Origin of the sequence: Flavobacterium sangjuense (genome assembly GCF_004797125.1) — a bacterium.
GTDB classification, from domain to species: Bacteria; Bacteroidota; Bacteroidia; order Flavobacteriales; family Flavobacteriaceae; genus Flavobacterium; species Flavobacterium sangjuense.
Map to the genome: position 1 here is coordinate 99033 of NZ_CP038810.1, position 13117 is coordinate 112149.

The 13117-nt window shown below is 35.3% G+C and carries 14 protein-coding genes and 4 tRNA genes; all 18 read right to left on the reverse strand.

The window, feature by feature from the left end; all coding sequences use genetic code 11:
• Window positions 1-210 precede the first annotated feature (210 nt).
• On the reverse strand, window positions 211-4023 hold the full coding sequence (gene rpoB, locus GS03_RS00350) for a DNA-directed RNA polymerase subunit beta (RefSeq protein WP_136150600.1): 3813 nt from the start codon (window positions 4021-4023) through the stop codon (window positions 211-213).
• 248 nt (window positions 4024-4271) lie between these two features.
• Window positions 4272-4646, reverse strand: a complete 375-nt coding sequence (rplL, locus tag GS03_RS00355; protein ID WP_136150601.1) for a 50S ribosomal protein L7/L12 — start codon at window positions 4644-4646, stop codon at window positions 4272-4274.
• Between the two features lie 53 nt (window positions 4647-4699).
• Entirely contained in the window at window positions 4700-5200 is a 501-nt protein-coding gene (rplJ, locus tag GS03_RS00360) for a 50S ribosomal protein L10 (protein ID WP_136150602.1), read from the reverse strand.
• Between the two features lie 21 nt (window positions 5201-5221).
• Window positions 5222-5911: a 50S ribosomal protein L1 gene (gene rplA, locus GS03_RS00365; protein ID WP_136150603.1), complete on the reverse strand. Its 690-nt coding sequence runs from the start codon at window positions 5909-5911 to the stop codon at window positions 5222-5224.
• 3 nt (window positions 5912-5914) lie between these two features.
• The gene (rplK, locus tag GS03_RS00370; RefSeq protein ID WP_136150604.1) at window positions 5915-6361 is read right to left on the reverse strand and encodes a 50S ribosomal protein L11; all 447 of its coding nucleotides are present in this window, start codon (window positions 6359-6361) and stop codon (window positions 5915-5917) included.
• A 65-nt stretch (window positions 6362-6426) separates the two neighbouring features.
• Window positions 6427-6978, reverse strand: coding sequence for a transcription termination/antitermination protein NusG (nusG, locus tag GS03_RS00375; RefSeq protein WP_136150605.1), 552 nt, complete (start codon window positions 6976-6978; stop codon window positions 6427-6429).
• Window positions 6979-6989: 11 nt separating this feature from the next.
• Window positions 6990-7187, reverse strand: a complete 198-nt coding sequence (secE, locus tag GS03_RS00380; RefSeq protein WP_136150606.1) for a preprotein translocase subunit SecE — start codon at window positions 7185-7187, stop codon at window positions 6990-6992.
• Between the two features lie 16 nt (window positions 7188-7203).
• Window positions 7204-7274: transfer RNA gene (locus GS03_RS00385), tRNA-Trp, on the reverse strand.
• Between the two features lie 65 nt (window positions 7275-7339).
• On the reverse strand, window positions 7340-8527 hold the full coding sequence (gene tuf / locus GS03_RS00390) for an elongation factor Tu (protein ID WP_136150607.1): 1188 nt from the start codon (window positions 8525-8527) through the stop codon (window positions 7340-7342).
• 60 nt (window positions 8528-8587) lie between these two features.
• Window positions 8588-8659 (reverse strand) — tRNA-Thr (locus tag GS03_RS00395).
• Between the two features lie 218 nt (window positions 8660-8877).
• A tRNA-Tyr gene (locus tag GS03_RS00400) sits at window positions 8878-8958 on the reverse strand.
• Window positions 8959-8981: 23 nt separating this feature from the next.
• Window positions 8982-9055, reverse strand: a tRNA-Thr gene (locus tag GS03_RS00405).
• Between the two features lie 91 nt (window positions 9056-9146).
• Window positions 9147-9449, reverse strand: a complete 303-nt coding sequence (gene hpf, locus GS03_RS00410; protein WP_136150608.1) for a ribosome hibernation-promoting factor, HPF/YfiA family — start codon at window positions 9447-9449, stop codon at window positions 9147-9149.
• Between the two features lie 32 nt (window positions 9450-9481).
• Window positions 9482-10378: a tyrosine-type recombinase/integrase gene (locus GS03_RS00415; protein ID WP_136150609.1), complete on the reverse strand. Its 897-nt coding sequence runs from the start codon at window positions 10376-10378 to the stop codon at window positions 9482-9484.
• Window positions 10379-10451: 73 nt separating this feature from the next.
• A complete protein-coding gene (gene rpsU, locus GS03_RS00420; protein WP_136150610.1) occupies window positions 10452-10646 on the reverse strand; it encodes a 30S ribosomal protein S21 in 195 nt (64 codons plus the stop codon).
• Window positions 10647-10789: 143 nt separating this feature from the next.
• Window positions 10790-11959, reverse strand: coding sequence for an acyl-CoA dehydrogenase family protein (locus GS03_RS00425; RefSeq protein ID WP_136150611.1), 1170 nt, complete (start codon window positions 11957-11959; stop codon window positions 10790-10792).
• A gap of 29 nt (window positions 11960-11988) precedes the next feature.
• Entirely contained in the window at window positions 11989-12870 is an 882-nt protein-coding gene (locus tag GS03_RS00430) for a helix-hairpin-helix domain-containing protein (protein WP_246034109.1), read from the reverse strand.
• A gap of 3 nt (window positions 12871-12873) precedes the next feature.
• A complete protein-coding gene (locus tag GS03_RS00435) occupies window positions 12874-13101 on the reverse strand; it encodes a PspC domain-containing protein (protein WP_136150612.1) in 228 nt (75 codons plus the stop codon).
• Between the last annotated feature and the right edge of the window lie 16 nt (window positions 13102-13117).

Below are 13117 nucleotides of genomic sequence, written 5' to 3' on the forward strand. Positions count from 1 at the left end.
TGATTTTCCTCTCAAAAAGAGAGTATTTCATTCAGCTACTACCTCGAATTACTTCTCTAAACCTCAAGCCTCTTTCATCTTGAAGTGCTAGTTATAAAAACCAAAAGGTTTAATAAAAAATCGGAACGGTTTACGGGTATAAATCTTTAAAAACTTATTAATAAATAAGTATTCAGCCTCAAATAAATTAAGGCTGAACACCGATTCCCTTTATTCTTCTAATCTGATGTCTAATCCAAGACCTTTCAATTCATGCATCAATACATTGAATGATTCTGGCAATCCTGGTTCCGGCATAGTTTCTCCCTTAACGATAGCTTCGTAAGTTTTAGCTCTACCAATAACGTCATCCGATTTAACAGTCAAAATTTCTCTAAGCGTACTTGATGCTCCATAAGCTTCAAGTGCCCAAACCTCCATTTCTCCAAAACGCTGACCTCCAAATTGAGCTTTACCACCCAATGGTTGTTGTGTAATAAGAGAGTATGGACCAATAGAACGTGCGTGCATTTTATCATCAACCATATGTCCAAGTTTCAACATATAGATAACTCCGACAGTTGCTGCCTGATGAAAACGCTCTCCGGTACCACCATCATACAAATATGTATGACCAAAACGTGGAATTCCGGCTTCATCAGTCAATTCATTGATTTGATCTAAAGTTGCTCCGTCAAAAATTGGTGTAGCAAATTTTCTACCCAAGTTCATTCCAGCCCAACCAAGAACCGTTTCATAAATCTGTCCGATGTTCATACGAGAAGGCACACCAAGTGGATTCAATACGATATCAACCGGCGTTCCGTCTTCAAGGAATGGCATATCTTCATGACGAACGATACGAGCTACAATACCTTTGTTTCCGTGACGTCCAGCCATTTTATCACCCACTTTCAGTTTACGTTTCTTAGCGATGTAAACTTTAGCAAGTTTCAAGATACCGGCAGGTAATTCATCTCCAACAGTGATGGTAAATTTCTCTCTTCTTAAAGCACCTTGTAAATCGTTTAATTTGATTTTGTAGTTGTGAATTAAGTCGTTTACTAACGTATTTGACTCTTCATCTGCAACCCATTGTCCTTTTGTTAAGTGAGCGAAATCTTCAACAGCGTGTAACATTTTAAGAGTGTATTTTTTACCTTTTGGTAAAACTTCTTCTCCTAAATCGTTCATTACACCTTGTGATGTTTTTCCGTTTACGATAGTGAAAAGTTTCTCTACTAATTTGTCTTTTAAATCAACAAATTTGGTTTCGAATTCCATTTCTAAAGATGTCAAATCATCTTTATCCTTGGTTCTTTTCTTTTTATCTTTTACTGCTCTTGCGAATAATTTTTTATCTAAAACTACACCGTGCAATGATGGAGAAGCTTTTAATGAAGCATCTTTTACGTCACCAGCTTTATCACCAAAGATAGCTCTTAAAAGTTTTTCTTCCGGAGTTGGATCTGATTCTCCTTTTGGTGTAATTTTTCCGATTAGGATGTCGCCAGGTTTAACTTCGGCACCAATTCTAATCATTCCGTTTTCATCTAAATCTTTAGTTGCTTCTTCAGAAACGTTAGGAATATCATTAGTTAACTCTTCGTTACCTAATTTAGTATCTCTAACTTCCAAAGAATAATCATCAACGTGGATAGAAGTGAAAATATCATCACGAACTACTTTTTCAGAAATCACAATCGCATCCTCGAAGTTATACCCTTTCCAAGGCATAAAGGCAACTTTAAGGTTTCTACCTAAAGCTAACTCTCCATTTTGCGTTGCATATCCTTCACAAAGTACTTGACCTAATTTAACTCTGTCACCTTTTCTAACGATAGGTTTCAAGTTGATAGATGTACTTTGATTCGTTTTTCTGAATTTGATTAATTGGTATGTTTTTTCATCTGGGTCAAAACTTACCATTCTTTCCGCTTCAGTTCTGTCATACTTGATAGTAATCATATTAGCATCAACGTATTCTACAGTTCCTTCTCCTTCAGCATTAATCAATACTCTTGAATCAGAAGCTACTTGTTGCTCTAAACCGGTTCCAACGATTGGTGCTTCAGGACGTAACAATGGCACAGCCTGACGCATCATGTTTGATCCCATCAACGCACGGTTCGCATCATCATGCTCCAAGAAAGGAATCAATGAAGCCGAAATCGATGCAATTTGATTAGGCGCAACGTCTGTATAGTGAACTTGATTTGGATCAACTACCGGGAAATCACCTTCTTCACGGGCAATAACTTTATCAGCAGTAATTTTTCCTTTAGCATCCATTTCGATGTTTGCCTGAGCAATCATTTTTCCTTCTTCTTCTTCAGCGCTTAAGTAAATTGGCTCAGCATTTAAATCAACTACACCATTTTTAACTTCACGATAAGGAGTTTCAATGAATCCCATTCCGTTAACTTTAGCGTAAACACCAAGTGACGAAATAAGTCCAATGTTTGGTCCCTCAGGAGTTTCAATTGGGCAAAGTCTTCCGTAGTGCGTATAGTGAACGTCACGTACCTCAAATCCTGCTCTTTCTCTTGAAAGTCCACCTGGTCCAAGTGCTGATAATCTTCTTTTGTGCGTAATCTCAGCTAGTGGATTCGTTTGATCCATGAATTGAGATAACTGGTTCGTTCCAAAGAAAGAGTTGATAACTGATGATAATGTTTTAGCATTAATCAAATCGATTGGTGTAAACACCTCGTTATCTCTAACGTTCATTCTCTCACGGATAGTACGAGCCATACGCGCTAAACCAACACCGAATTGTTGTGACAATTGTTCTCCAACTGTTCTAACACGACGGTTTGATAAGTGATCGATATCATCAATATCTGCTTTCGCATTAATTAACTCAATCAAATATTTTACAATGGTGATGATATCTTCTTTGGTAAGCACTTGCTTTTCCATTGGGATATCCAAACCAAGTTTCTTGTTCATTCTGTAACGACCAACTTCACCTAAGTTATAACGTTGGTCAGAGAAGAACAATTTATCTATAATACCACGAGCAGTTTCTTCATCAGGCGGTTCTGCATTACGCAATTGTCTGTAGATATGCTCAACGGCTTCTTTTTCAGAGTTTGTTGGATCTTTTTGTAACGTGTTATGGATGATTGCATAATCGCCTTGATTAGCATCTTCTTTATGTAACAAAATAGATTTAACGTTAGAATCGATGATTTCTTCCACATTATCTTTATCGATAATGGTATCTCTATCAAGGATAATTTCGTTACGCTCGATAGAAACTACTTCTCCTGAATCTTCATCCACGAAATCTTCGTGCCAAGTATTCAATACTCTCGCAGCTAACTTTCTACCAATATATTTTTTAAGTCCTGTTTTAGAAACTTTAATTTCCTCAGCAAGGTCGAAAATCTCAAGGATATCCTTATCTCTTTCGAAACCGATTGCACGGAATAAAGTCGTTACAGGTAATTTTTTCTTTCTATCAATGTACGCATACATTACGCTGTTGATATCCGTAGCAAATTCAATCCAAGATCCTTTAAAAGGAATTACTCTTGCTGAATATAACTTCGTACCATTGGCATGGAAACTTTGACCAAAGAAAACTCCAGGTGAACGGTGTAATTGAGAAACTACTACACGCTCAGCACCATTGATTACAAAAGTACCGCTTGGCGTCATGTAAGGAATAGTTCCTAAATAAACATCCTGTACGATAGTTTCAAAATCCTCGTGTTCCGGATCTGTACAATAAAGTTTTAGACGTGCTTTCAAAGGCACACTATATGTTAAACCTCTTTCGATACACTCTTGAATTGTGTAACGTGGTGGGTCAACAAAATAATCTAGAAATTCCAATACAAATTGGTTTCTTGTATCAGTAATTGGAAAGTTTTCCATGAAGGTGTTGTATAACCCTTCGTTGCCTCTTTCGTCTGATTTCGTTTCCAATTGGAAGAAATCTTGAAAAGATTTTACCTGAACATCCAGAAAATCCGGATACTGTGGTATGTTTTTAGTAGAGGCAAAATTCAATCTTTCGGTCTGATTTGTTATCATCAATTGACAAAATTTTGATTAAAAAAAAGTAATTTTTTGTGTAAAAACACGGATCAATCCATACTTTCTTTTTGTAATCGATACATCTTTAAAATGAACCAAGTTCGCTCAATTTTTTTCTTCGTTATCGATCAAAAATTTTTCGTATTACTAATAAAACTGGATATAATTTTATTATACGAAAAATGGTTTAGGCCCTTGGACGCGTTTGTCCAAGGCCTAAACCTAGTTCTAAAACCGGGGTTGAATTACTTTAATTCAACAACAGCTCCAGCTTCTTCTAAAGATTTTTTCAAACCTTCAGCTTCTGCTTTAGTAACTCCTTCTTTGATGTTTGATGGTGCACCGTCAACAAGATCTTTAGCTTCTTTCAAACCTAAACCTGTTAATTCTTTTACTGCTTTTACAACAGCTAATTTAGAAGCACCAGCTTCTTTAAGTACTACTGTGAATTCTGTTTGCTCTTCAGCACCAGCACCAGCATCTCCACCACCAGCAGCAACTACTACAGCTGCAGCAGCTGGTTCGATACCATACTCATCTTTTAATATTGTAGCTAAATCGTTAACTTCTTTTACTGTAAGGTTAACTAACGTTTCTGCGAATTGTTTCAAATCTGCCATTTTTTCTATCGTTTAAAATGTTCTTTAATTATTATTTTTTTAGTCTGCTCTAATTATTCTGCTGTTTCGCCTTTTTGCTCTGCATTGTTTAATAATGCTGCAATAACACGTTTTGCAGGAGATTGAAGTAATCCAATGATTTCTCCAATAACTTCTTCTTTCGATTTCAATGAAGCCAAGCTATCGATAAGGTTATCTCCGATGTAAATTTCACCATTGATGTAAGCTCCTTTGAAAGCTGGTTTATCTGATTTTTTTCTGAAATCTTTGATAATTTTTGCCGGTGCATTAGCGATATCTGCAATAAAAATTGAAGAGTTACCTTTTAATACACTTGCCAAATCACCATAATTATTACTTGAAGCTTCCATTGCTTTTTCAAGCAAAGTATTTTTAACTACTTCTAATTTGATACCTGCTTTAAAGCAAGTTCTTCTCAAGTTAGAGGTTGTTTCAGCATTCAATCCTGAAGTATCAGCAATGTAAACTACATTTGCATTAGCCAACTTTGCAGTTAAATCTTCTATCGCGATTGATTTTTCTTCTCTTGTCATAATAAAATTTGTTTAACTAAATTATACCGCTTTAGGATCTAAAGCAATAGCAGGACTCATAGTACTAGACAAGTGAATTGACTTGATGTAAGTACCTTTAGCTGCAGTTGGTTTTAATTTAAGTAGTGTTTGAATAATTTCGTGTGCGTTGTCAACAAGTTTGTCAGATTCAAAAGAGATTCTTCCAATTCCTGCGTGAACGATACCGGTTTTATCAACTTTAAAGTCGATTTTACCTGCTTTTACTTCAGCAACAGCTTTACCAATTTCCATGGTTACTGTTCCAGTTTTAGGGTTTGGCATTAAGCCTCTTGGACCTAACACACGTCCTAATGGACCTAATTTACCCATAATAGCAGGCATCGTGATGATTACATCAACATCTGTCCAACCATCTTTAATTTTTTGAAGGTAATCGTCCAATCCTACGTGGTCAGCACCAGCAGCTTTCGCTTCTGCTTCTTTATCCGGAGTTACTAAAGCTAATACTTTAATATCTTTTCCTGTACCATGAGGAAGTGTAACAACACCTCTTACCATTTGATTTGCTTTTCTTGGATCAACTCCTAAACGAACAGCAATATCTACTGACTCATCAAATTTTGCAGAAGCAACAACTTTCAATAAAGACGAAGCGTCTTTTAAAGAATATAGTTTGTTTTTCTCAATTTTTGAAGCAGCTTCTTTTTGTTTTTTTGTCAATTTTGCCATGTCTTATCCTTTGTTTAGAGGAGAATCTCCAGTTACAGTTATACCCATAGATCTAGCTGTTCCAGCAATCATGCTCATCGCAGATTCAATTGTGAAAGCATTTAAATCAACCATCTTGTCTTCAGCGATTCCTTTAATTTGATCCCAAGTTACGTTAGCAACTTTTTTTCTGTTAGGCTCGCCTGAACCAGATTTCAATTTAGCAGCATCCATTAATTGAATAGCAGCAGGTGGAGTTTTTACAACAAAATCGAACGATTTGTCTTTATACACGGTAATTTGTACCGGTAACACTTTGCCAGGTTGATCTTGTGTTCTAGCATTAAATTGCTTACAGAACTCCATGATATTAACACCAGCAGCTCCCAGAGCAGGTCCAACCGGTGGCGACGGGTTCGCAGCACCTCCCTTAACTTGTAGTTTAACTACTTTACTAATCTCTTTAGCCATTGTTTTTTAAAAATTTACAATAATCTGTGGAAGCAAATTATTGCGGTTTATAATAGTGTAACAAATTATACTTTTTCAACTTGCATAAAGCTCAATTCTAATGGTGTTTTTCTTCCGAAGATTTTCACCATCACTTCCAGCTTACGCTTTTCTTCATTGATTTTTTCAATAGTTCCGTTGAATCCATTGAAAGGTCCATCAATAACCTTAATTGTTTCATCAATTTTGAAAGGTATTGCCTGAGTATCTGTGTTAACAGCTAATTCATCAACTTTACCTAACATTCTATTCACTTCTGACATTCTTAATGGCACAGGTTCTCCACCTTTTACTTCACCTAAAAAACCAATTACACTGGTAATCGATTTGATAATATGAGGTATCTCACCAACAAGATTAGCTTCAATCATTACATAACCGGGAAAATAAACTTTATCCTTAGCTATTTTTTTACCATCTCTTACCTGAACTACTTTTTCAGTAGGAACAAGAACCTGAGATACGTAATCCGACATTCCTAATCTATTGATTTCTGTTTCGATGTAAGCTTTGACTTTATTTTCTTGTCCACTTACAGCACGAACCACATACCATTTTTTTACATTATTATCTGCCATTTCAGAGAAATTTATGATTTAATCAAATTAAAAATCCCAGCAATTGCTTTTGCACACATTTCATCAACACCCCATGTTGCCAAGGCAAAAACTACTGAAAAAACAGCCACAATAATTGTGAGACGTTGTACTTCAGCCCATTCCGGCCAAGTAACATTTGATTTTAATTCGTCAAATGCTTCTGATATATAATTAACAACTTTTGTCATTGTATTTTTATTTTTGCACGGGCGGAGGGATTCGAACCCCCATCAACGGTTTTGGAGACCGCTATTCTACCCTTGAACTACGCCCGTTGATTATTACTAAAAAACAGCAGAGAAACCAATGTTCCTCTGCTGGATTCTTATTTATTTTATAATTATGCTACTATTTCAGTTACCTGACCAGCACCAACTGTTCTACCACCTTCACGGATAGCGAAACGTAAACCTACGTTCATAGCGATTGGGCTTAATAAAGCAACATCAATAGTTAAGTTATCACCTGGCATTACCATCTCTACACCTGTTGGTAAAGAAATAACTCCAGTTACGTCAGTTGTACGTACGTAGAACTGTGGACGGTAGTTATTGTGGAATGGTGTGTGACGACCACCTTCTTCTTTTTTCAAGATATAAACCTCAGCTTTGAATTTAGCGTGTGGTTTTACTGAACCTGGCTTAATAATAACCATACCTCTTTTGATATCAGCTTTATCAACACCTCTTAACAATAAACCTACGTTATCTCCAGCTTCACCTCTGTCAAGGATTTTACGGAACATCTCAACTCCAGTAATTGTAGAAGTTAATTTGTCAGCTCCCATACCAATGATTTCAACTGGATCTCCTGTATTAGCAACTCCTGTTTCGATACGACCTGTAGCAACAGTACCACGACCAGTAATTGTAAATACGTCCTCAACTGGCATCAAGAATGGTTTTGCGTTATCACGAACTGGTTCTTCAATCCATGCATCAACAGCAGCCATTAATTCGATGATTTTTGGTACCCAAGCAGGGTCATTATTCAATCCACCTAAAGCTGAACCTTGAATAACAGGACCATTATCTCCATCATATTCGTAGAAAGACAATAAGTCTCTGATTTCCATTTCAACTAATTCTAATAATTCCGCGTCATCAACCATATCCACTTTATTCATGAATACAACGATTCTTGGAATACCAACCTGACGTCCTAAAAGGATGTGCTCACGTGTTTGTGGCATTGGTCCGTCAGTAGCAGCTACTACTAAGATAGCACCGTCCATTTGAGCAGCACCAGTAACCATGTTTTTCACGTAATCCGCGTGACCTGGACAGTCAACGTGTGCATAGTGACGGTTAGCAGTTTCGTACTCTACGTGTGATGTATTAATAGTAATACCTCTTTCTTTTTCTTCTGGAGCATTATCAATTTGATCAAATGATTTTGCTTGACAATATCCTGCATCAGACAATACTTTAGTGATTGCTGCAGTTAATGTAGTTTTTCCGTGGTCAACGTGCCCAATCGTTCCGATGTTTAAGTGGGGCTTGTTACGGTTAAAATTTTCTTTTGCCATTTTAATTAATTTTAAACTTAGTTATATATATTTATTAGTGTTCAATATTCAATTTAATTGAGCCAACTACGGGAATTGAACCCGTGACCTCTTCCTTACCAAGGAAGCACTCTACCCCTGAGCTAAGTCGGCTGATGCCTAGTCCAGAAGTTAGATATTAGAATTCAGAAAAAAACCAAATTCCTATTTCTAAATTCCAATTTTTTGGATTATCAACACGAAGTTGATTTTCCAGTTTTGGATTACCTCGCTTTGCTTCGGTGATCCTGTATCGTCATTCCGACGACACCAAGCTTTTGAAACAAATTTTTATCAAAGCAAGCTTATAAAAATTCTTATTCAAAAGTTTGTGGGGAGAGCAGGATTCGAACCTGCGAAGTTCTCACAGCAGATTTACAGTCTGCCCTCGTTGGCCGCTTGAGTATCTCCCCTAACCATATTTCAATAAAAAAAGAGCCGGCGGAGGGACTCGAACCCACGACCTGCTGATTACAAATCAGCTGCTCTAGCCAACTGAGCTACGCTGGCAATATCAATAAAAAAAGTCCGCTATTTCTAACGGACTGCAAATGTATATCTTTTTGTCTTTTAATCAAAACATTTTTTGAAAAAAATTATTTTATATATGTGTTCTGATTTTTTCTTTTCTTTTAATCAATAATCGCTCTAAAGATTCTGCCGAAATCTCTATTGCTTCCTCGAAAGTTTTGCATTGCTTTTTTACCATAAAATCGTCTCCCGGAACATGAATTTTAACCTCAACTACTTTATTTTCTTTATCACTTGTCTTTTCAACCTTCAAAAAAACGTCAGCTGAGACAACTTTATCATAAAATTTTTCAAGTTTAGTCAATCTTTCTTGAATAAAATCTACTAACTTTCTGTCAACAGTAAAGTTAACTGCATTAACACTTACCTTCATAATTTAATATTTTATTAATTAAACATTTGGAATTACTTTTTATTTCTAGGATGCGCGCCATTATAGACTTTTTGGAGTTCCGCTAAACTATTGTGCGTGTAGACTTGTGTCGAAGCTAAACTAGAATGTCCTAATAATTCCTTTACTGAATTTATGTCTGCCCCGTTATTAAGTAGGTGAGTTGCAAAAGTATGCCTTAATATATGGGGACTTTTCTTTACCTTCTCTGAGACATTACTAAAGTAATAATTTATTAGCCGATAAACAAACGAATCGTTCAATTTAACGCCATTTGTTAACAGAAAAAAATAATCCGCTTCTTTAACATCTTGTATACTTGACCTTTCAGACAAATATTTTTTTACCTGTTCTTCAATTATTGTTAAAATTGGAATAATTCTTTCTTTGTTTCTTTTCCCGATAACTTTGATTGTTTTATTTGATAAGTCTACGTTCTGGATTTTTAAATTTATAAGTTCTGTTCTACGAATTCCTGTTGTATAAAATAAATCAATAATTAATTTATCCCTAATTCCTTCAAAACCTTCTTTATAAGTTATTTGATTTAAAACTAAATCAAGTTCTTTTTCCGAAAAGGGAATTTGAATTTTCTTGGGAGATTTTAGCGCTTTGTGTTTTAATAACGGACTTACTTCTATTTGCTTTGTCTTTAGCAGAAATTTATAAAACGATTTTAAGGAAGAAATTTTTCGATTAATTGAAGTGTTTGAAATTCCATCATCAGAAAGCGAAACTATCCAGGAGCGAATCTGGTTGTAATTCACCCGAAGTAAATTATCATCATCATATTCATTGGATAAAAAAGATTCAAAAAAACCTATATCATTTATATAAGCCGTAACGGTATGTTGGGAATAGTTTTTCTCCAACAATAAATAATCATGAAACTTATTTTTAGAATTTTCCATAAAAAAAACCGTTAGCATCAAAGTTATGAAACTTTAATTACTAACGGTTAGTATATTTTTAGAAAATTAGGGACTAACTTTCTAATCCGTCTTTCATGTTCTGAATGTAAGCAGCTTTTTGAACTTGTGCTCTTCTAACAACTGAAGGTTTAATGAAAGCCTGACGCGAACGCAACTGACGAACAGTTCCTGTTTTATCAAATTTTCTTTTATAGCGCTTTAATGCTCTATCGATATTTTCTCCGTCTTTAATTGGTATAATTAACATAATATAGACACCTCCTCTCGTTAAGGGTGCAAAAGTAATAATTATTTTTAAAGAACAAAGAAAAAAGAGCAAAGAATAAAGACATAAACAACAAAGAGCCAAAAAACATCTTGCTTCTTGGCTCTTTTATCTATTTCTTAACTCTATTTCACAGCTGGCTGATAGTTTTGTTTGTCGATTATCATTTTTGATAAAATCTCTCTAAGAATTTCAGAAGTCCCGCCTCCTATAGGCCCTAAACGACTATCTCTAAACAAACGAGCTAACGGATATTCTTCCATATAGCCGTAACCACCAAGCATTTGCAAACAGCTGTAAATAGTTTCATCTGCTACTTTAGTAGATTTTAATTTGGCCATAGTAGCTTCCTTTACTACGTATTCCCCTTTATTTAATCGGGCAACAGCAGCATAATTAAATACTTTGCAATGTTCTACATCTGTGGCATGGTCAACCATTGTATGTCTTAACGCTTGAAATTTATCGATAGTTCTACCAAATGCTTCACGATTAGACATATAGTCAATAGTATATTCTATAGCATACTCCGCTCTTGCATGGGCATTGATTGCCATGATTAATCGCTCTAAGGCGAAATGCTGCATGATATACGGGAAACCTTTTCCTTCTTCTCCCATCAAATTTTCTTCGGGAATTTCTACATTATCAAATGCAATTTCTGCAGTATCTGAAGCTCTCCAGCCCAATTTATCAAGCTTTGTTGCCGAAACTCCTTTTAGATTGGTATCCATCAAAAACATACTGATTCCTTTGTTTCCTAAGTCCGGACTTGTCTTAGCAGCAACTACATAATAATCGGCATAAACACCATTTGTAATAAAGGTTTTAGAACCGTTTATGATATATTTATTTCCTCTTTTTATAGCTGTTGTTCTCATTCCCGCTACATCACTACCACCAAAAGGTTCAGTCAGACATAATGCTCCTATCTTATCTCCGGAAATACTTGGCACTAAATAATCTTGCTTGATTCGTTCATCACCTTCGGCATTTAAATGCGTCATTGCTAAATAGGCATGTGCCCAAATGGCTGCAGCAAAACCAGAAGATTTTATTTTTTGAAGTTCTTCTAATAAAATAACTGTATAAAATAAATCTAAATTCAATCCGCCATAAGATTCAGGATAGGCTAAACCGAAAAAACCCATGTCGCCAAACTTCTTCCAGATGAACCTTTCAATTGTTCCTGTTTTTTCCCATTTTTCAATATGAGGAACAACTTCTTTCTGCAAAAAATCTTGTAAACTCTTCCTAAATAATTCGTGATCTTCTGTAAAGTATAATGAATTCATATAACCAATCTATTTTTTATCTTCTTTTTTTAGAATTCCAAATATACGGCTATTATTTTGATTTTTTCAGACGGAAATCCTTTAATTTTTGGCAAATCCTCAATGGTAATGTCTCCATTCATAGTTCTGTAAATAACGATATCTTTTGCTAATTGATATCTGAAAAAAGGAAATTGTGCCAACTCTTTGACAGTAGCATTGTTGATGTTAATCTTTTTGCAATTTGAAGTAGATTTCACGACAAAAGAACCTTTCAATTTTTCAATGACTTCAGGTGATAAACCCCAAATATCATCCATTTGTTCCATTGAAACGAAAGCACCATACTTTTCTTTCTGTTCCAAAATCCTATCCGAAATTTTATCGCCAATGCCGTAAATTTTCATCAAATCTTCTTTAGTCGCCTGATTGATATCGAGAACCACAATTGTTGATGGTTTTGAAAAATCCTTTTTTGCAAATGTTTGAAAGCTACTTTTTTTGTTTTTAACCCAATCCGGAAATTTGAAATAAGGAGAAATTGCTTTTAACAAAGAATCGGAAACTTTTGTCACAGCTTGAAATTCGGCTGCCGAATTCACAAACTTATTTTGCTTTCTATACGCCAATAACCTATCTATTTCTTCAACTGACATTCCGAGTTTGTAGCCTTTGAAATCGGTTATGAAATTAGGATTGAAAGGATAAATCGTTGGTTTGTAATTTTTGTTATCGAGCTTTAAACTATCAACTGTACTTTGAAGCGCCAGCCATTTGGATTGTTCTTTGTCAATGGTTTTCTTATTCGTAAAGTCATAGAAAAAGTAAATTCCCTGAACCAAAATGATAATTCCAAAAAACAATAGGATTCCAATTCGTTGGCTTTTCGAATACGTTAAAAAAGACTTTACTATGGAATCATTTGTTTCCAAAGGTTACAAATCAAAAACAGAAGTTCGTTTGCCTCGGATTAAATCTTTTAATCGAATCCAAAAAGCTAAAGTCAGATACACGCCAAACCACAAACCTGCGGTTACGAAAGTGATGTAGATAAAAAACAAACGCACATTGGAAGCCCGCATGCCAAGCTTATCCGCCAAACGGGAAGAAACATGAAAACCGTGTTTTTCGAAGAAGTATTTTAATTGGATTACTACTGACATTGTTTTTGTTTAAAAA

Coding starts and splice junctions, on each gene's coding strand:
- rpoB (WP_136150600.1), bottom strand. CDS start 4,023: ATGATAACAAATCAGACCGAAAGATTGAATTTTGCCTCTACTAAAAAC.
- rplL (WP_136150601.1), bottom strand. CDS start 4,646: ATGGCAGATTTGAAACAATTCGCAGAAACGTTAGTTAACCTTACAGTA.
- rplJ (WP_136150602.1), bottom strand. CDS start 5,200: ATGACAAGAGAAGAAAAATCAATCGCGATAGAAGATTTAACTGCAAAG.
- rplA (WP_136150603.1), bottom strand. CDS start 5,911: ATGGCAAAATTGACAAAAAAACAAAAAGAAGCTGCTTCAAAAATTGAG.
- rplK (WP_136150604.1), bottom strand. CDS start 6,361: ATGGCTAAAGAGATTAGTAAAGTAGTTAAACTACAAGTTAAGGGAGGT.
- nusG (WP_136150605.1), bottom strand. CDS start 6,978: ATGGCAGATAATAATGTAAAAAAATGGTATGTGGTTCGTGCTGTAAGT.
- secE (WP_136150606.1), bottom strand. CDS start 7,187: ATGACAAAAGTTGTTAATTATATATCAGAAGCATTTGACGAATTAAAA.
- tuf (WP_136150607.1), bottom strand. CDS start 8,527: ATGGCAAAAGAAAATTTTAACCGTAACAAGCCCCACTTAAACATCGGA.
- hpf (WP_136150608.1), bottom strand. CDS start 9,449: ATGAAGGTAAGTGTTAATGCAGTTAACTTTACTGTTGACAGAAAGTTA.
- GS03_RS00415 (WP_136150609.1), bottom strand. CDS start 10,378: ATGGAAAATTCTAAAAATAAGTTTCATGATTATTTATTGTTGGAGAAA.
- rpsU (WP_136150610.1), bottom strand. CDS start 10,646: ATGTTAATTATACCAATTAAAGACGGAGAAAATATCGATAGAGCATTA.
- GS03_RS00425 (WP_136150611.1), bottom strand. CDS start 11,959: ATGAATTCATTATACTTTACAGAAGATCACGAATTATTTAGGAAGAGT.
- GS03_RS00435 (WP_136150612.1), bottom strand. CDS start 13,101: ATGTCAGTAGTAATCCAATTAAAATACTTCTTCGAAAAACACGGTTTT.